At 59.4% G+C, this 18,652-nt stretch carries 17 protein-coding genes; 7 read left to right on the forward strand and 10 right to left on the reverse strand.

The genetic code is table 11. The features are described 5' to 3' along the window. Positions 1-291 precede the first annotated feature (291 nt). On the reverse strand, positions 292-1,506 hold the full coding sequence (locus tag JK213_RS07945; RefSeq protein WP_194262522.1) for a phosphoglycerate kinase: 1,215 nt from the start codon (positions 1,504-1,506) through the stop codon (positions 292-294). Positions 1,507-1,509: 3 nt separating this feature from the next. Beyond that, a complete protein-coding gene (gene gap / locus JK213_RS07950) occupies positions 1,510-2,532 on the reverse strand; it encodes a type I glyceraldehyde-3-phosphate dehydrogenase (RefSeq protein ID WP_194262521.1) in 1,023 nt (340 codons plus the stop codon). A gap of 106 nt (positions 2,533-2,638) precedes the next feature. Between gap and JK213_RS07955 the strand changes: the two genes are divergently transcribed. Beyond that, on the forward strand, positions 2,639-3,172 hold the full coding sequence (locus JK213_RS07955) for a hypothetical protein (RefSeq protein WP_228125512.1): 534 nt from the start codon (positions 2,639-2,641) through the stop codon (positions 3,170-3,172). 150 nt (positions 3,173-3,322) lie between these two features. Here JK213_RS07955 and JK213_RS07960 read toward each other — a convergent pair whose 3' ends face one another. Then, positions 3,323-4,300 (reverse strand): exodeoxyribonuclease VII large subunit, encoded by a 978-nt coding sequence (locus JK213_RS07960; RefSeq protein WP_228125511.1) that lies wholly within the window; start codon positions 4,298-4,300, stop codon positions 3,323-3,325. A 150-nt stretch (positions 4,301-4,450) separates the two neighbouring features. Here JK213_RS07960 and JK213_RS07965 point away from each other — a divergent pair, with 150 nt between their 5' ends. Continuing rightward, on the forward strand, positions 4,451-4,849 hold the full coding sequence (locus JK213_RS07965) for a DUF4186 domain-containing protein (RefSeq protein ID WP_194262519.1): 399 nt from the start codon (positions 4,451-4,453) through the stop codon (positions 4,847-4,849). A 138-nt stretch (positions 4,850-4,987) separates the two neighbouring features. Then, positions 4,988-6,091: a linear amide C-N hydrolase gene (locus JK213_RS07970; protein WP_228125510.1), complete on the forward strand. Its 1,104-nt coding sequence runs from the start codon at positions 4,988-4,990 to the stop codon at positions 6,089-6,091. Between the two features lie 4 nt (positions 6,092-6,095). Here JK213_RS07970 and JK213_RS07975 read toward each other — a convergent pair whose 3' ends face one another. Together JK213_RS07975 and JK213_RS07980 are read right to left on the reverse strand one after the other, a co-directional pair. Further along, positions 6,096-7,394: an amino acid permease gene (locus JK213_RS07975; protein ID WP_194262518.1), complete on the reverse strand. Its 1,299-nt coding sequence runs from the start codon at positions 7,392-7,394 to the stop codon at positions 6,096-6,098. A gap of 37 nt (positions 7,395-7,431) precedes the next feature. Further along, positions 7,432-7,893: an Lrp/AsnC family transcriptional regulator gene (locus tag JK213_RS07980; protein ID WP_062031049.1), complete on the reverse strand. Its 462-nt coding sequence runs from the start codon at positions 7,891-7,893 to the stop codon at positions 7,432-7,434. A gap of 109 nt (positions 7,894-8,002) precedes the next feature. Here JK213_RS07980 and JK213_RS07985 point away from each other — a divergent pair, with 109 nt between their 5' ends. Next, a complete protein-coding gene (locus JK213_RS07985) occupies positions 8,003-9,478 on the forward strand; it encodes an aminotransferase class V-fold PLP-dependent enzyme (RefSeq protein WP_194262517.1) in 1,476 nt (491 codons plus the stop codon). Positions 9,479-9,481: 3 nt separating this feature from the next. Here JK213_RS07985 and JK213_RS07990 read toward each other — a convergent pair whose 3' ends face one another. Continuing rightward, entirely contained in the window at positions 9,482-10,372 is an 891-nt protein-coding gene (locus tag JK213_RS07990; RefSeq protein ID WP_194262516.1) for a transporter, read from the reverse strand. A 78-nt stretch (positions 10,373-10,450) separates the two neighbouring features. Further along, complete coding sequence (locus JK213_RS07995; RefSeq protein ID WP_194262515.1) at positions 10,451-12,922, reverse strand: membrane-bound PQQ-dependent dehydrogenase, glucose/quinate/shikimate family; 2,472 nt, start codon at positions 12,920-12,922, stop codon at positions 10,451-10,453. A 429-nt stretch (positions 12,923-13,351) separates the two neighbouring features. Between JK213_RS07995 and JK213_RS08000 the strand changes: the two genes are divergently transcribed. Beyond that, positions 13,352-14,257 carry a helix-turn-helix domain-containing protein gene (locus tag JK213_RS08000; RefSeq protein WP_194262514.1) on the forward strand — a complete coding sequence of 302 codons (906 nt, stop codon included), beginning with the start codon at positions 13,352-13,354 and terminating at the stop codon, positions 14,255-14,257. Here JK213_RS08000 and JK213_RS08005 read toward each other — a convergent pair. Both JK213_RS08005 and JK213_RS08010 read right to left on the reverse strand, forming a co-directional pair. Next, a complete protein-coding gene (locus JK213_RS08005) occupies positions 14,232-14,606 on the reverse strand; it encodes an ArsC family reductase (RefSeq protein WP_211571337.1) in 375 nt (124 codons plus the stop codon). The two genes, JK213_RS08000 and JK213_RS08005, sit on opposite strands and share 26 nt — an antisense overlap. A 17-nt stretch (positions 14,607-14,623) precedes the next feature. Further along, positions 14,624-15,355: an SDR family NAD(P)-dependent oxidoreductase gene (locus JK213_RS08010; protein ID WP_211571338.1), complete on the reverse strand. Its 732-nt coding sequence runs from the start codon at positions 15,353-15,355 to the stop codon at positions 14,624-14,626. Between the two features lie 136 nt (positions 15,356-15,491). On the opposite strand from JK213_RS08010, the gene JK213_RS08015 reads away from it, so the two are divergent. Further along, entirely contained in the window at positions 15,492-17,171 is a 1,680-nt protein-coding gene (locus JK213_RS08015; protein ID WP_211571339.1) for a SulP family inorganic anion transporter, read from the forward strand. Here the strand turns inward: JK213_RS08015 and JK213_RS08020 are convergent. Then, the gene (locus JK213_RS08020) at positions 17,158-17,508 is read right to left on the reverse strand and encodes a zinc ribbon domain-containing protein YjdM (RefSeq protein ID WP_194268180.1); all 351 of its coding nucleotides are present in this window, start codon (positions 17,506-17,508) and stop codon (positions 17,158-17,160) included. The two genes, JK213_RS08015 and JK213_RS08020, sit on opposite strands and share 14 nt — an antisense overlap. A 151-nt stretch (positions 17,509-17,659) precedes the next feature. Here JK213_RS08020 and JK213_RS08025 point away from each other — a divergent pair, with 151 nt between their 5' ends. Continuing rightward, positions 17,660-18,589 carry a Dyp-type peroxidase gene (locus tag JK213_RS08025; RefSeq protein ID WP_211571340.1) on the forward strand — a complete coding sequence of 310 codons (930 nt, stop codon included), beginning with the start codon at positions 17,660-17,662 and terminating at the stop codon, positions 18,587-18,589. The last annotated feature ends 63 nt before the right edge of the window (positions 18,590-18,652 follow it).

Raw genomic sequence — 18,652 nt, forward strand, 5'->3', positions numbered from 1 at the left:
TCCCGACGGGCTTTTTTATGATGGCTGATTGACCCGCGCCTATCCGGCACCAGTCCAAAATTTCAGAAATAGGGCGTCTGGTCAGGCTTTGAGGGGGAGAGAAGCATACCCGTTGGGCGCCCACTGTGGATGGGTTCTCCCGTAGACGGCGGTGCAGGTGCTGTCGGCGGCTGATCGTAAGCCTGACAGCCCGCGAGACCGCATAATAGAAGACAGGCGGACAGCACTCTTCTCCAAATCGCCACTTCTCCATAAAAAAAAGCCGAGAAGGTTGCCCTCCCCGGCTTTCGTTCAGGTGAGCCCCAGATCGTGGCCCGCAGAACGCAGAACCTCGATCCCCGGCAGGATTTTACCTTCCAGCCACTCGAGAAAAGCCCCCCCAGCCGTAGAGACATAGGTCATCTGGCTCACGACACCTGCATGACGCAGGGCCGAGACCGTATCTCCGCCGCCGGCGATCGTCTTGAGCTTACCCTCTTCCGTCAGTTGCGCGGCATACTGCGCGACATCGACGGTCGCCTTGTCGAAAGGCGCGATCTCGAATGCACCGAGCGGGCCATTCCAGACCAGCGTTTTGAGCGTGTCCAGACGCTCACGGATCAACTCAACCGTACGCGGACCGGCATCAAGGATCATGGCATCGTCCGGGACTTCACCAATCAGGCAGGTCTCGGTCGGGACATTGGCCTTGAACTCGCGCGCCACGACCGCATCGATGGGCAGGATGATCTCGCAGCCCTTTTCCTGCGCGAGATGGGCGATTTTCCGCGCTGTCTCGTGCATGTCGGCTTCCTGCAGGGACTTGCCCACATTCATGCCTTCAGCCGCGAGGAACGTGTTGGCCATCGCCCCTGTGATGAACAGCGTGTCCACCTTCTCGATGACATTCCCGATCAGATCGAGCTTCGTCGATATCTTGGAACCACCGATGATCGCACCGACCGGCCGTTCCGGGTTCTCCAGAGCCGCCGACAGCGCGCTCAGTTCGGCCTGCATCAAACGCCCGGCGAAGGACGGCAGATCCCGCGCCACACCTTCGGTCGAAGCATGGGCACGGTGTGCAGCCGAAAACGCGTCATTGACGAAGATGTCGCCATTCTGTGCCAGAGCCTTGGCAAAGGCCGGATCATTGGCCTCTTCACCCGCATGAAAGCGCGTGTTTTCGAGGACGATGATGTCCCCGTCCGCCATCCCGCCGACTGCGGCTTCCACGGTCGGACCGACGCATTCGGCGACAAAGCCAACCGGCTGTCCGAGGATCTGGCCGAGCTTCAGCGCGATCGGACGCAGCGACAGAGCCGGGACGACCTGACCCTTGGGGCGGTCGAAATGGCTGAACACCACGACGCGCGCACCCTTGTCGGCCAGTTCGCGGATCGTGGGCGCAACCCGTTGCAGACGGGTGTCATCGGTGATGACGCCATCATGCATCGGGACGTTGAGGTCGGCGCGGACCAGCACGCGCTTGCCGCGTGCGTCCACACCATCAAGGGTGCGGAAGGCCATCACTCACAGGCTCCCGAACAGGGCAGCCGTGTCGGCCATACGGTTGGAGAAGCCCCACTCGTTATCGTACCAAGAGCAGACGCGCACCAGCTTGCCACCATCGACAAGAACCGTCTGCGTCGCATCGAAGATCGACGATGCCTTGTCATGGTTGAAGTCCGAGCTGACGAGCGGCGCTGTGTTGTATTCGAGGATACCCTTCAGGGAGCCTTCGAGCGAAGCGGCACGAATGGCTTCGTTGACGGCCTCGGCAGAAGCTGGAGCACGCGTCGGGACAAAATCCAGCGAGACGACCGAGACATTCGGCGTCGGAACGCGGATGGAAGTTCCGTCCAGCTTGCCCTTCAGATGCGGCAGAACCAGACCAACGGCCTTGGCAGCACCCGTGGAGGTCGGGATCATGTTCAGGGCTGCGGCGCGGGCGCGACGCGGGTCCTTGTGCAGGGTATCAACCGTGCGCTGGTCACCCGTGTAGGAATGGATCGTGACCATGTAGCCACATTCGATCCCGAAGGCTTTGTCTAGAACGGAGGCCACGGGTGCAAGGCAGTTCGTGGTGCAGGACGCGTTGGAGATGATCTTCATGTCCGGCGTCAGAACCTCGTTGTTCACACCGAACACGATCGTCGCATCGACGTCGGTCGCGGGAGCGGAAATGACGACGCGCTTTGCACCGGCTTCAAGCAGGTCAGCGGCCTTTTCGCGGGACGTGAACAGACCCGTACATTCCATCGCCACGTCAACGCCCTGGAACGGAACCTGTGCCGGGTTACGCTCGGCCGAGACCTTGATCGGACCGTAGGTGCGGCCATTCGCTTCGATGATCAGGCTGTTACCCTCGGCACGGACCGTACCCGGAAGGCGGCCATGCGTGCTGTCATAAGCCAGAAGATGCGCGTTGGCCTCGACGGAACCCAGATCGTTGATGGCGACAACCTCGACATCCGTACGACCGCTCTCGATGATGCCACGCAGCACCAGCCGTCCGATCCGTCCGAAACCGTTGATCGCGATTTTTACAGCCATGACCTGCCCTACTCCGTTTTTTGAAAACTCGGGCATCCTCCATAGCACCGCCACAGCAGAGCGACAGGGGGCATCAACAGTTTTTCATGAAGTTGACTCTATAATCTTGCTCAAACCCTCCGTTCCTGCGACGGTTCCGCGCGATATGGCACCATTCGTCCGACATTTCCGTTCGCAGCGGGGCTTTGTTCCGCACTCTGCACTCCTGATGGGAGGGCTGCTTCTGGCCGCACCCCTGCTGTCGGGGTGCAAGCTGCTGGACCAGCGCACGTTCAATCCGAACGCGGGCAAACCTCCGCACCCCTATATTCCGCCCGCACCTCCGGCTCCCCCGCCGCATGCTGCGTTCCTGTCGATTCCAGACGGCACGCCGGAATCCGAATACGGCCCCATCGTCGAACGGGCCGCGAAAACTGCCCTGTCACGCAAGGCAAATGTCCTGTTCATCGTGCAGGCTTTCGCACCACCCCAGCCCAATCCGGACGCGCAGGCACAGGCTCTGACGGACGTGACCGATCATCTGGCAGCGGGTGTGGCAGCCCATATTGAAAAAGCCGGTGCCCAGTCCATCCAGATCGAAATGCACGCGATGACTGATCCGTCGGCCACAAAACCGTTCGTCCGTGTGGATGTTCGCTGAAGGCCACAAACGACAGAACACACCACGAATTGCCGAAATGCAGTGTCTCAGCGCCGTACTTTTTCAGGTGCGGCGCCAAGAATAATTATTCCGCGGACACATCGGGTATGGTCTGATTGGTCAGAACAAAACTCACGACAGCCTGACAGGTCAGAGTAGCCGCGTCAGCAGCAGCCCCAGCACCAGACCGATCGCAAGCAGAAGCAACCCATTCCGCAGACGAGTTCCGATCGGTGCTCGTTCCGGCGCAATATTCAGCGCCACGCTGTCTCGAAGTGCGGCCATTTCTTCCTGTTGCGCGCGGGCTTCTTCCTGCTCCTGCCAGATCCGGCCACTCATACGCCGGATATAGTGCCCAGCATCGGCAGGTGTCGTGGCAGCATGATCCACAACACGCTCGGCGAGCGTCCGGTTGGCCGTATGTCCCACACCCAGAACGCGATGCGCCGGACAGACCGCCAGTGCTTCCATCACCTGTGGGCTTTCAAACACCACGAAATCCGAGGCATCCCCGCCACCGCGGATCAGGACAACGATCTCTTCGCGACAGGTGCCAATCGCTTCCGCCAGACGGCCGGGATCGTTCATGGCCGTGGGCAGGCTTCTGACACGTTCCGGACGCCACGCGCCGCCAAGCGCCTGAAGAAAGTCTTCCGCTACCAGTGCACTTGACGCTGCCGAGTGGATCAGCAACAGGCGTGCCTCGGGCCGGGTTGGATAAGGGTGATAGGTGCAGGGCAGTCCGCGCAGAACGTCGAGTACAGAACGTTCGACACGCTCGACTTTCTGCCGCGCAGGGTCGTGAAGTTCAACGGCAACTGCTTCAAAACGCAGCACAATCTGCCCCCGATATTGGCGGGCCCGCAGCATGCCAGTCACATGGACATAATCGCCAGGCCCGACATCCGCCCGCGCCAGAACGGATTTCTGCACTTCCAGCGACAGGATGGTGCCGAACTGCGGATCGGTCAGCGGAAGCTGGTAATATTTGGGGTAGGCATTAGGCGCGGCATCGCCAAGCTGCCCCGCCACAATCAGCGGGAAACCCCAGTCGTCGAAAGCCGCACAGATTTCTTCCAGCCGCGCAGAGAACAGGTCCTGCACCTGTAGCGGAGAAAGAACCGTCAATGTTGTGGTGTCTCCTGCCCCGGAAGATGAGCGGGAGCGTCTCGGAAAAGCGTCCATTCATCACCATATGGAGAAAGAACAAATGTTCTTACAGGGGGCTTGCGTCCTCTCACGCGATTTTTTGCCTGTTTTTCAGAAGGTTGTGGATCAGTGAGCCGTTTTGACCCCGAAGATCTCTTCGAACGCCTCGCCCGATCCCGTTTCCGCTCACGCTTTCATCTGGACGATCAGGCCCGACTCTATTTGGAAAGCCGGGGCCTTGATGCTGTCATGGAGCATGGGGCAACGTTCATCGCCGAACGCCTCGCTCCGGCACATCCACCGCGCGACGGAAAACAAACCCCCATGCGCGGTCATCCGGTCTTCATCGCCCAGCATGCGACGGGAGCCTGTTGCCGCAGTTGTCTGTCGAAATGGCACGGCATGGGGCCGGGCAAGCCCCTGACATCAGAACAGCAGAAACAGATCCTGCTTGTGCTCAAATGCTGGATCGAGCGGGATTTTGGGGCGAGCATCCCCGGAAGCCCGGCACAGGGAGCGTTATTCTAGCAGTCCCATCCCATGGCTCATAATGTGACTTTACTCCAAGTTAAGAAACTTCCTGATAAATATTTCGTCTTTAGTGAAGATAGAAAATTCTGAATTATCCACGCAAAAATTATCAATACGATTTTCAGGACCAGCCCAATGAAAATAACGTCTCTTTCCAGTATGATGCTGTCCTCTGTCCTTTTGTTTCCTGCAATCGGACAGGCCTGCTCAAGCCTGGCGATTACGGATAACAAAGGCCATGTTTTTCATGGACGCACATTGGAGCTTCCTGAAGATCTGCCGTCATGGGTGACTTTCTATCCAGCACAAACGGCCTTCCAGAAAAAAGCGCCGAACGGCAGTGCCGGAGCGCATTACAAGTCTCTCTATCCCATTCTGGCGATTACCACGCCCGTTTATGATGACGGTGACGACCACAACATGCTTGAGGGTATGAATGGGGCGGGTCTGTCTTTCAGCGCCAATATGGTGCCGGACGCCACCCTCACTCCACTTGCGGAATCAGACTATCTAGAGTCCGTCCCCGTAACATCGCTTGGGGAATGGGCACTGGCTAATTTCGCCACCGTGGAGGATGTCCGGAAAGCCGTTGACAATGGGCATTTCTGGTCTCCTGTTCTAGCCAGACTTGGCGGTGTGAAATCGCCTTTTCATTTTGCGTTTTACGATAAAAACGGCGGAAGCATCGTCGTTGAGACACTCAATGGAAAATTTCATGTCTATGACAACCCGACAAAGGTCATGACAAACGGGCCGGATTTTCCGTGGCATCTTCAGAACCTGAATAATTATACGCAGCTGACCAATCAGGACAGATCTGCGGCCACTTTGGGAGGCATCAAGGTCGTCCAGCCAGATAGCGGGATTGCGGCCTCGGATCTGCCATCCTCAGACACCTCTGTCGGGCGTTTCATTCGCGGCGTTTACTACACCAGCTATGCACCCGTGGCCCAGTCATCGGGGGATGCGGTCAATATTCTGGCGCATATCATGAACCGGTTCGATCGCATGAAAAACATTACCACTGATACGCTTGGCGGCGAGACACAGAAGGAATCCGGAAAAACGGTCTCTGAATACACCGTCTGGACAGCCCTCTCCGACCTGAGCGATGGAGTGATGTTCGTCCGGGGATATAAGGATATCAGTTACCGGAAATTCTCACTCCAGACGTTTCATGACACGCCAACAGCGGTCTTTGAAAAAATCAACAACCGGGATCTGGCGGTGCCTTACTAAGTCATCAGTCTGGCTGACGCCGTGGAACGAACCGTTCTGCGGCGAAGATCAGCAGGAGCGCGCCTGCCCCGAGAATAATCTGTGAGCGCGTTTCGGGCTGAATCAGCATGGCGACCAGCGTGCAGGCAATCAGCGCCAGCGCTGCATAGGCCCTCCACGCAGACTCCCGCACGAGTTTCAGACGTCCAGCCACGATCATGGTGTTGTTGAACACCATGAAACCGCCTGTCAGACTGACGAGCAATCCGAAGATCAGCGTTGGCGACAGCACGGCCACCGCTGCGACGAGAATGGAGGCCAGCGCACTCACCAGAATGGCCCGACGGGGAAGTTTCGTGGAAGTATCGACCGTCAGGAACAGCTTGGGCGCAGACCCGGATTCTGCCAGTTCGTACAAAATACGCGATGTCACGTAGATCCCGGAATTGAGGCTGGACAGCGCCGCCGTCATCACCACAAGCGCAAGGGCCACGTCCGCGAATGGCACGTGCAGGCGGTGCAGCACCAGCAGGAACGGCGAATAGCCTGACACCACATCGCTCCACGGCACCAGACAGAGGACCAGCGCGATCGAGACGATATAGAACCCGCCGATCCGCAGCGCGATGGAGCGCGTGGCGCGGACGATATTCTGCTCCGTATTGTCGGATTCAACGGCTGCGACGGTGGAAATCTCGCTGCCGCCCATGGAGAACAGGATGGTCGGAATGACTGCCAGCAGTGCCAGCCAGCCATGCGGCAAAAGACCGCCATGTGCGAACAGGTTTTCATGCACCGGAATGGGGCGGCTCAGCAGCGCCCAAACACCGATCCCGATGAAACAGACAATCGCCAGAACCTTGATGGCCGAGAACCAGTATTCGAATTCCCCGTACCCTTTGACGGACATGAGGTTCACGCCCGTCATCAGGGCCATGATAAGCACCTCGATAACGGCATAAGGCAGCGGAATATAGGGAGCGAGCATTGTCGCGACCGCGATGACTTCCACGGCAATCGCAATGATCCATGTCAGCCAGTACGCCCAGCCCGCGACAAAGGCTGCCCGCTCCCCAAGCGCATACTGGATCTGCCCCAAAAATGAGGCCCGTCCCGGCACTTTCAACGCCAGATCGCGCATCATCAGATTAACCAGAAACACCAGCGTTCCGGCCAGCGCATAAGAGAGCAGGACCGCAGGGCCACCCAGCGAGAGTGCCGCGGACGCCCCGATGAAATATCCTGCGCCAATCACGCCGCCGAGGGCGATCATGACGACATGGCGCGTACGCAGACTGTGGGCAAGCTGGTCGGGCTGACTCATGGACAAAAGACTTCCTGCTGTGGACGGGATAGGCGTTTCAGACCGGAAGATCCCTGTTGTCCGCCAGGGTTTCCATGGTCATGTAGGACGTGATGGCATCGAGTTCCACCTTGCTGATGATCTGCTGATACACACGATCGAAATCGTTCATGTCGCAGGCCACCACCTTCAGAAGATAATCGTATTCGCCCGCGATCCGATAAAAATCAACTATGTTCGGGATCGAACCGACAACCTTGCGGAATGTCTCGAACCATTCGCGTGAGTGGTGACGCGTTCGCATCAGCACGAACACCGTTAGCGTCAGGCCCAGCGCAGTTGCATTGAGGCGGACCGTATCGTGAGCGATCACGCCATCCTCGCGCAGGGCGTTCAGCCGCCGCCAGCAGGCATTCTGGGACAGCCCGACCTTCTCAGCGAGTTCACGTTGCGAGGGCGTACCCTGCTTTTGCAAGATTCTCAGGATCGCCCTGTCTGTCTGATCGAGTTTTCTGGCCATATCGCATCATATGACCACAAAAAGGATTTTTCATCCTCAAAAAAGAAGCGGTTTTCGCACGTTCTATCGGTCTATCGTTTCTCCATCACGCAGGGGAAAACATCGCGCCATGGAAACGATCGGCAATCTCGACAACAGCACCGCCATTCTTGAACAGTTCGAGCAGACATTACGCAGCAACGGGCTGGCAGCGCTCGCCAAGGGCGTGATCGGTGATGGTGCGAAATTCTCGACGCCGTTCGGCACACAGTCTCTGCTTTACGCCGATTATGTTGCCTCCGGACGTGCGCTGAAGCAGATCGAGACGTTCATTATGGACGAAATCCTGCCGTTCTATGCCAACAGCCACACCGAAGCTTCCTTCTGCGGCGCCTACATGACGCGGCTGCGCAATAGCGCCCGCGCAACCATCTCGCAGCTCTGCCACGCTCCCTCCTCCAATTTTACGACCATTTTTATGGGGAGTGGCGCGACGGCAGGGCTAAACCGTCTGGTGCATCTGCTGGAGATTCCGGCTCTGTGTGATGCAGGAAAGCGGCCGATCGTCTTTATCGGCCCTTACGAGCACCATTCCAACATCCTGCCCTGGCGCGAGAGCGGGGCGGAGATCGTCGAAATTCCTGAGGCAGCCGAAGGCGGGCCCGACCTGTCTATTCTGGAAGAGGCCTTGAAATCCTGCCCGGCGGACCGTCTGAAAATCGGCTCGTTCTCGGCCGCCTCCAACGTCACGGGCATTCTGACGGATGTGAACGCCGTCACCGCCCTGCTCAAGAAAAATGGTGCCCTGTCGATCTGGGATTATGCCGGAGCCGGACCGTACTGCCCGATCGACATGCAGCCCGGAACGCCATTCGAGAAAGATGCAGTTGTCGTTTCCTGCCACAAATTTATCGGTGGCCCTGCGGCTTCGGGCATTCTGATTGTGCGCAACGCCGCAGTCTCGCGCACATTGCCCGTTCTTCCGGGTGGAGGCACCGTGCGGTTCGTCTCGCCGTGGAACCACGACTATTCCGCCAATCTTGCGTCCCGCGAGGAAAGCGGAACGCCGAACGTGATCGGGGATATCCGCGCCGCGCTGGCCTTCATCGTCAAGGATGTCATCGGAGACGCCTATATGGCGCAGCGCAATGCGGAACTGCGCGCCCGGGCTGTGAAAGCCTGGAGCAGCAATCCCGCCATCGAAATTCTGGGCCACCCGGCCGCTCCTGCGCTTCCGATCTTTTCATTCCGGATCCGCGATGTGAAGAACAATGTGTTCATCCACCAACAGCTTTTCACGCGCATGCTGTCGGACCGTTATGGCATTCAGGTTCGTGGCGGCTGTGCGTGCGCGGGGCCGTATGCGCATCGTCTGCTGGGGATCGACGAGGCTGAGTCCGGTCAGATCCGTGGCGCCATCCTGTCTGGTCAGGAAATCGAGAAGCCGGGCTGGACACGTCTGAATTTCAGCGTGCTGATGGATGACGCCAAGGTTGAACGTATTCTGGAGGCCGTCAACGAACTCGCCAGCAATCCCTGCGAAACCGCCGCACAGTATGACTGTGACATCACCACGGCACGTTTCCGGCCGAAGGCGGCGGCCTGACGGTCAGAAAAGATAGGCGATCTTCATGTAATAGGCGTTCGTTTCCGGCACGTTCCGACCCTCTACCGAATGGGAGTAACGGGGCGTGAACGACAGGCGTTTGGTGATGTAAAACATCGCACCGACGCCCAGCGCCGTTTCGCGGCTGCTCGAATTGGCGACCCAGAGATTGGATGTGTTGTCGTGCATGCCGCCGCTGTTCTGCCAGTCGAGCGAAAAGAACGGCTCGAAACGTGACGTGGCTTTCCAGCTGAAACGCAGGTTTGTGTAAAACACGTTGCCGGGCGAATAGCTGTGCTCGCCGTTACGGTGTTTGGTCGAACTCACGACGCTGCCCAGATCGCCATCGAAGCTGAAATGCTTCCATTCGTAGTCGAAGATGATGCTCGACAGGTTCGCCCAGTAATGCATCGCCATGGAATCCCGCGTCCCTGACGGGGTTTCCATAAAGGTCTGGATGCCGAGCGTACTGTGTTTATTGGGCTTGAACCATGCTGCAGGGCCAACGATCGTCGTCCCCAGACCTCCCCAGTTCTGCCCGTTGGCCAAAGTATAGGCCTCGGACTGGATCAGCTCGAAGGCAAAGCTGACATGCGGGATCGCGTCGAAACTGCGGAAATGCACATATTTCGTCATACCGCTCCAGGTATGGCTGCCGCCATGCGCCCGGCGCTGGCCGCCGCTGTCATAAACTGAACCGGCAGCATTTCCGTCGCCGTACTGCACGACGACGTTGAATGGCTTGAAATCCACCGGCAGGTCGTATTCGTGCGGGCCGATGATGGCCAAGGGAATATCCGCGCCATGAGCGGCAAAACCCGGAACAAGAGCAACAGCAGGCAACCAGGCGGTCAGGGCACCAAGACGCACTCCGAGCGTGAATTTGCGACGCATGACGTGAATTTCCATAGAGATTGAGCGGGAGTGTGGAGCGTGTCCTCAGGGGGACACGCTCCGTCCGTAAGCGGAGGCTCAGTGCGCGGCGGCGCTCTGGTCTCCATTCAGGCTATAGGCGATGATATAATCACCGCTGCGGGTGCCAAGGCCCCCATGACCACCTGCGGCGATCACAACATACTGCTTCCCATCAATTTGATAGGACATCGGTGTTGCCTGTCCACCAGCAGGCAGACGGTCCTGCCAGATGACCTTGCCGTTCGACATGTCGAAACCTCGCAGGTAATCGTCGGCCGTCGCTCCCATGAAGGACACGCCGCCCTTGGTCAGGACGCTGCCGCCGATGTTGTACATGCCGGTCGGAAGCGGAAGGTTGTTATGCGTCCGGAAAGGACCCGTGTCGCGCGTGGTGCCAACGGGATGCTGCCAGACGATTTTCTTCGTCACCAGATCGATGGCGGTGATCGTACCCCAGACCGGTCCCTTGCAGGGGATCTGAAGCGGGTTCAGCCACGGGCTGGTATAAGCGATGTAGGGCGTGCCGTAGTCGGGAGAAACGCTCAGCGCATCGCCCTTGGCTTCCGGTTTGTCGCCCTGACCATTCCACTTCGGCAGAATACCGGCGTTTTCGGCCTTCTGACGCTTTTCCAGACGGATCCGGAACGGCAGATAGCTCGCATTGGCGATCAGCAGTTTACGCTGCGGATCGATGGATGCGCCCTGCCAGTCCACCACGCCATAGAATGCCGGATAGACGATCGTCGTCTTGCCGACATGCGGCGGCGTGAACTGACCTTCGTAAGCGGACTGGCGGAACTGGATGCGGCAGATCATCTGATCCAGCAGCGTCGCGCCCCACATGTCGCTTTCCTTCAGGTCCGGCGGCGTCAGGGACGGCAGACCGACAGCGAAAGGCTGCGTCGGCGTCACGTGATCGTCCGATGCGACACCTGTTGTCGGAACCGGACGTTCCTCGACCGGATAGCCCGGAACCGGCTTGCCGGTGCGACGGTCCAGAACGAAGAACTCACCGCGCTTCGTGCTCTGGATCAGAGCAGGAATGTTTTCACCATTCGGGCCGGGCAGATCGACCATAGACGGTCCGATGGCCAGATCCATGTCCCACAGATCGTGATGCACGGTCTGGAAGGTCCACCGGCGTTCACCCGTCTCGATATCGAGGGCAATCGTGGCGCTGGAGGTCGCGTCGTCGAACGGACGGCGCGAGCCACCCCAGTTGTCCGGCGGCGAGTTGCCCATCGGCAGGTACAGAAGACCCAGTTCCGGATCGGCTGTGTAAACGCCCCATGCGTTCGGGGTGTCACGCGTCAGCTCGTCGTTCGGGCCGGGTTTCCAGTTTTCCGGGTTATGACCGGCATCCCACGCCCATTCGATCTCGCCGTTGATCGGGTTGAACGCACGGATTGCGCCGGAGGGCTCGAAATTCGCCTGATTGTCGAAAATCCAGCCGCCCAGAACCACGCGATCCTTCACCACCAGCGGCGGAGACGTCACGAAGTGGAAGCCATGCGGCACATGACCGAGATACTGGCGCAGGGAAATGAAGCCGTGTTCACCGAAATCTTCGCAGGGCTTGCCGGTTTCAGCATCTACAGCCAGCAGGCGCACGTCGCCAACCGGGGAGAAAATGCGCTTCTGGCAGGCCTTGGAGCCGTCAGGAGCCGTATAGTCGTCCGGCGCCTTGTAGTAAGATACGCCACGGCAGGCCAGATAAACGTTCGCAGCCAGATCCTCTGCAGCAGGCTTGGGATCGAACTTCCACTTCACCTTGCCGGTCTTTGCATCGAGCGCCATGACCCAGTTATGTGGCGTGCAGAGATAGAGCGTGTCATCGACCTTGATGGGGGTGACTTCAAGGTTGAACTCGTGGCCCTGATCGGGCCCTGCAACAACGCCTTCGTCGGCCTTCTGAACGTCACCCGTACGGGTCACCCAGGCGCGCTTGAGGTTGCTGACATTCGCAGGCGTGATCTGGGCCAGCGGGCTGTAGCGGTCTCCACCCACCGTACGGCCATAGGCCGGCCAGTCGGCGTCGGGCGTATCCTTGGCCGTCAGGTCGGACTGATTGGTCGCGGCCATACGGTCAGCCGGGAGCGTGCCGTTGATGGAGTAGGACGTGAAGCAGCTTGCGATAATCGCAATCATTGCGATCACGGCCGAACCGAGCAGCTCGCGTTTGTCCGAAACCCAGGTCTGACCAGTCCGCCACACCCATGGCAGCAGCATCCAGGCTGCGATACCCACGAGCGTGAAGAGACGGACTTCCAGACCCCAGATGTCGAACCCGACTTCGAACACGGACCAGATGGTCGCCACCAGCAGGAGTGCAGCATACAGACGCGCACCCAGCAGCGGATTGCGGAAGCTGACACCAGCGGCGGCAAGCATCACAAGGCCCATCAGGGCGTAGAACCACGAACCACCGAGAACGAGGAGATATCCTCCCCCTCCCAGCAGGAAAAGCCCGACAACTGCGAGCAGGATAGAGGTTAATGGAGACATTACCCTCTGGAGTGAAGCAGACATGACACCTCGTTCTTGCGAAAAACGAAAACCATTCTCTCTGAAATGATTTGTCTTTCCTGATCATCGGCGGAACGCGTTACCGTTGGCGTTCCGTCATGGCTGTGACGGACGGGACAGCTCTGTTCGTACGTCAGGAGCGGCAATGACCGGCGCTTGCAAAAGCTCCGGCTTTCATGCCTGTGTCCCTTCCGACCCACAGCACTGAACCGGAAAAGAAAGGAGTATTGCGTTACCGATGGCCTGCGAAGAAACACACCCGATACGCAACGCTTCGCCTTTTCCAGAACCCGTCATTCCTGAATGTCTCCGCCGCAGGCTATCCCGTATGGTTCCACCCTCACCCGATTGTGACTGTCTGCGCCGCACCTGTCGCAGAACTGCGACAGGTTTTCGGCACCGGGTGCCTTATCCTGCCCTGAGGGGTGCGCGATGACCGCTGCCGCTGCCCGGACATGCCTGTCGGATTCCTGGGCGAGATGCTCCACGAACTACAATCTTGACCCGTCCGAACGCTGGGAAACACAGGTGCTCAGCCAGCCCGAACTGCGCTTTGTCAGCGGCCGTACGCAGCGGCTGATCCAGAGCGCTCTTCCGGAAATGCAACGGCTGCATACGCTCGTGGATCCGCTGGACTTTACGGTCATGCTGGCCGACCCTACCGGCATCGTCCTCTCCCGTCACACGCAGCGCAGCAATCTGAGCGGCTGCCGACGGTGGCGTTTTCAGGCAGGTGCGGTCTGGGATGAAGCCAATGCCGGGACCAACGCGATCGGGACCTGCCTGCGCGAGGAACGCCCGGTCATGGTCGTTCACGACCAGCACTGGCGCCTGTGTTTCCGCAAGCTGACCGGGATGGCCGTGCCGGTCTATAATTCTATTGGGGATCTCGCCGGGGCCATCGACATCAGTTCTTTTGTGGCCGAGAACGTGCTGCCTGCTGCACCGCTTCTGATGGATGCGCTCCAGACAACGGCCCGGCGCGTAGAAGAGAAACTGTTTCACGACCGTTTCCGGGAGGACATGATCCTGACTCTCGGGCCGTCGACATCATCTTCAGCCATGCTGGTGGCCCTGGATCGGGACGGGCATATCCGTGGGGCCACCCATGCCAGCCGCCAGCATATGAACTGGCCGAAAGGCGAACTGTCTGGCCTTCCGGCGCTCCTGCCTCTGCTCGACAGTCAGGAAGAGCCGAATTTCCGGCGGGCGGAGGCACAGGTGATCCGCTCCGCCCTTGGGACGGTCCGTGGAAATGTGAGCGCGGCCGCACGTCTTTTAGGCGTGAGCCGCGCCACACTGCACCGCAAAATCAAGGCGCTTGGTCTGGATCACTAGGACCGGACAAAGCCTTTGCGTAGTCATCGGGTCGGAACCCGACCAGCAGCACATCCGGCCCCTCCAGCACAGGACGCCGGATCATGGCGGGATGTTCCAGCATGAGCGCCAGCGCCCGGTCCGTATCCAGAGCCTCCCGAAGCTCGGGCGGCAGTTTGCGAAACGTCGTTCCCGAGCGGTTCAGGAGCTTTTCCCAACCCAGTTTCGCAACCCAGCCTTCCAGCCGCGCCTGCGGAACTCCGTCTTTGCGATAATCATGGAAGGTAGCCGCAACACCGTGCTCGGCCAGCCATGCGCGAGCCTTGCGCATCGTATCGCAGTTGGGGATTCCGTAGATCGTGACGGACATGGAATCTGTCTCCGGTCTCAGGCGACGAGGCCGCCATCCACCAGAATGGATGCACCAGTGATGTAAGAGGCATCGGGGCTGGCGAGGAAGGACACCGTGCGGGCAATGTCGTTAACCTTGCCGTAGGATTCCGTGGCCGTGAAGCTGCGGATGACAGCGGCACCCTGACCGTCTTCGGGGTTGAGATCGGTTGCGATCGGGCCGGGCTCGACGACATTCGCCGTAATGCCCTGCGGTCCGAGATCCCGCGCCACGCCCTTTGCAAAACCGATCAGACCAGCCTTCGTCGCGGCGTAAAGCGAAATCCCCTGAAATGGTGCGCGCTCGCCAAAAGCCGAGCCGATATAGATCAGGCGACCACCCGTCGTCATGTATTTGAGGGCTTCAACCGTCTCGATCATCGCCGCGCGTAGGTTGAGGTTCAGGACATCCTCGATCTGCGTCACGCTCATCTGGGCAATCGGGCCGTAGGGATAGATGCCTGCATTGCACACCAGCGTGTCCAGACGCCCGAACGCCTCATGCGTCTTCGTAATCGCTGCAATATTGCCGTCCGCGCTGCCACCATCAGCCTGCACCGCAACAGCACGACGCCCGAGGGCTTCGACTTCGGAAACGACTTTCTGCGCGGCCTTTTCATTGCGGGCGTAAGTAATGGCGATATCGAAGCCATCCTGCGCCAGCTTCAGCGCGATGGCCGCACCGATGCCGCGTGATCCACCTGTCACGAGCGCTACTCTCTGGGTCATGATCCTGTTCCTTCTGGCTGCATGGACGAAAGATCCATCTTTGATCTGGCAGATCATGAGCCATTTTCGAGCCGGACCCAACCTCCCCCGGAACATTGTGGAGACAGATCCGGACCACAGGCCTAAAACACGTCTCATGTCAGCACAGCCCCAACCCACAGCCTCCCGCCGGAAATGGACGGATATTATCGCGGGGCTCTCGCTGGCGTCGGTGAATATTCCGCAGGTGCTAGGCTATACGCGCATCGCGGCCATGCCCGCCGTTACAGGGCTTTATACGGTTCTGCTGCCGCTTGTAGCGTTCGCAGCCTTTGGGTCCTCCCGGCATTTGGTCGTGGCGGCCGATTCCGCAACGGCGGCTATTTTCTCAAGTGCCATCGGCAAAATGGCGCCGACGGGAAGTCCGCATTACATGACGCTCGTCAGCATGACAGCGCTGCTCTGCGCGGCTCTCCTGCTTGTGGCGCGGGTCTTTCGGCTGGGATTTCTGGCAGATTTCCTGTCCCGCACCGTTCTCACCGGGTTTCTGGCGGGTGTGGGCGTGCAGGTCTGCATCGCGATGCTACACGACATGCTCGGCGTGTCTGTCAGCGCGCATAACCCGCTGCTTCAGGCGTATGACACGCTTCGGCAGATCCCGCAGGCCAGCCTTATGGTCGCCGGGCTTTCCGCTTTTACGGTCGGGGTTCTCATGACCGGACAGCGCCTCGCCCCGCATCTGCCAGCCGGGCTTTGTGTCGTTATCGGCAGCATCGCCCTGAGCATGGGGCTGAACCTTCCGCATCATGGCGTTCCCATCCTTAGCCGTGTCGCAGGCGGGTTGCCGCATTTCGGTCTGCCGGATGTCTCATGGAACGAACTTTTGGCCCTCCTGCCCGTGGCGGCGTCCTGCGTGTTCGTCATCATCACGCAGAGTGCTGCCACGTCCCGGGTCTTCGGGGAGCGGTTTCATGAAACCGTCGATGAGAACCGCGACCTTCTGGGGCTGTCCGCCGCAAATATTGCCGCCGGTCTGAGCGGCACCTTCACCGTCAATGGCAGCCCCACCCAGACCGCGATGGCCGTGCGTTCCGGTGCACGCAGTCAGATCGCACAGGTGACGTTTGCCTGCGTGACGCTCATAGTCCTGCTGTTCCTGACACGCCTGCTGGAGGCCCTGCCCCGCTGCGTTCTGGCCGGGATCGTTTTTACCGTCGCCATCGGGATGATCGACCTGAAAAGCCTGCGCGCGATCCGGCAGGAAAGTCCGGGCGAGTTCTGGCTGGCCATGACGACCGCTGCCGTTGTCGTAGGAGTTGGTGTTGAGGAAGGCATTTTCCTCGCCATCGCGCTCTCGCTGTTTCGCCATGTCCGGCACAGCTACGAGCCGCATACGGTGGTCCTGCAACAGGCCGCAGGCACAGGAATTCTGGAAGCCCTGCCCGCGAAGAACGGGCTGGAAACGGTTCCGGGCCTCATCGTCTTCAGGTTCTGCGCGGATCTGTTCTACGCCAACTCGACGCGCTTTCGGCAGGACCTTCTGGCTCTGGTGGACCACGCGCCACACCCGGTTCGCTGTGTTGTCCTTGATGCAAGCCCCGTCACGGATATCGACTATTCCGCCGCTGCCGACCTGCGGGACCTGATCGCGCAACTCCAGGAGCGCGGAATTACACTGCTTTTCGGGCGGGTGAGCGTCTATCTGCGCTCAGACATGGACCGCCATCACATCACACCTGCCCTCGGGGCAGGGAATATCTACCCGGAACTGCATACGGCGCTGAAAGCCGCCCACGATATTCTGGACGGCCCGGCGCTGTCCGTCAGGCCTTCCTGACGAACTCGGATTTCAGGTTCATCGCCCCGATCCCGGCGATCTTGCACGCAATATCGTGCCCGTCTCCGCCGTCTGACAGGCGGATGTTCTTCACCTTGGTCCCGCCCTTGACGACCATGGACGAGCCTTTGATCTTCAGATCCTTGATGACCGTAACCGTATCGCCATCCGCCAGAACATTGCCGTTGGCGTCACGGATCTCGCCGGACGCCGCGTCATTTTCCGCTCCCGTCTCGGCCGGGTTCCACTCATGCGCACATTCCGGGCACATCCACAACGCGCCGTCCGGATAAACATGTTCGCACCCGCAGACCGGGCATTTCAGATTGCTGTCCATGATGACCTTTTTTCGTTTGTGGCCAGACACTACTGCACGCAGTCCGTATTTCAAAACGGGGATCGGCCGTTTTCATAACCTGTTCGTTTGACAGGACGCGCGCTATCAACAGCCAGACATAGATTGCCACGCTGATGGAAAGACTGTTCCGATGTCCGACGCTACGCCCCAGCCCGTTGCCGCCCCCCTGACGCGCGCCGCCATTTTCCTTGTCCTGAACATCAATCCCGGCACGGATGCGGAAAAGACCATCCGCAGCCTCTGCGCGGATCTTTCCGGCCTGCGCCGCACAGTCGGCTTCCGGGATCTGAACGGGCAGCTTTCCTGCGTTCTGGGGTTCGGATCAACGGCGTGGGACCGACTCTTTCCCGGCCCGCGTCCACAGGAACTGCATCCGTTTCAGGAAATCAAAGGCGTCCATCACGCCGTCTCCACACCCGGTGACATGCTGTTCCATATCCGCGCCACCCGCATGGACATGTGCTTCGAAATGGCCAAGCTGGTCATGGAGCGCCTGCGTGCCGTCTGCACGGTTGTGGATGAGGTTCACGGCTTCAAATATTTCGACGACCGGGACCTGATTGGCTTCGTGGACGGCACGGAAAACCCTGAAAATTCCGCAGCCTGCGAGGCCGCCATCATCGGCGACGAAGACGCGGCTTTCAAGGGCGGAAGCTACGTCATCACGCAGAAATATTTCCACGATCTCGACGCCTGGAACACCCTGCCCGTCGAGATGCAGGAAAAAATCATCGGCCGCAAAAAGCTGTCCAATGTCGAACTCGATGACAAAACAAAGCCCGCCTACGCCCATAACGCCCTGAACGTTGTGACGCGCAATGGAAAACAGGTCGATATCCTGCGCGACAACATGCCGTTCGGCGAGGCGGGCAAGGGCGAGTTCGGCACCTATTTCATCGGCTATGCCCGCTCCCCGTCCGTCACGGAGGAAATGCTGCACAACATGTTCGTCGGCAAACCGGCAGGAAATTACGACCGTCTGCTGGACTACAGCCGCCCCGTCACGGGCTCGCTGTTCTTTGTTCCGTCTGCCGATTATCTGGACGATATCGACGCCTGATCGTGCGAAGGGCATGGTCACGCGCTTGTCCGTAATGATAGACAAACCGGGCCATAAAGCGGA

It is taken from the genome of Gluconobacter sp. Dm-44 (assembly GCF_018256175.1).
GTDB lineage: Bacteria > Pseudomonadota > Alphaproteobacteria > Acetobacterales > Acetobacteraceae > Gluconobacter > Gluconobacter cadivus.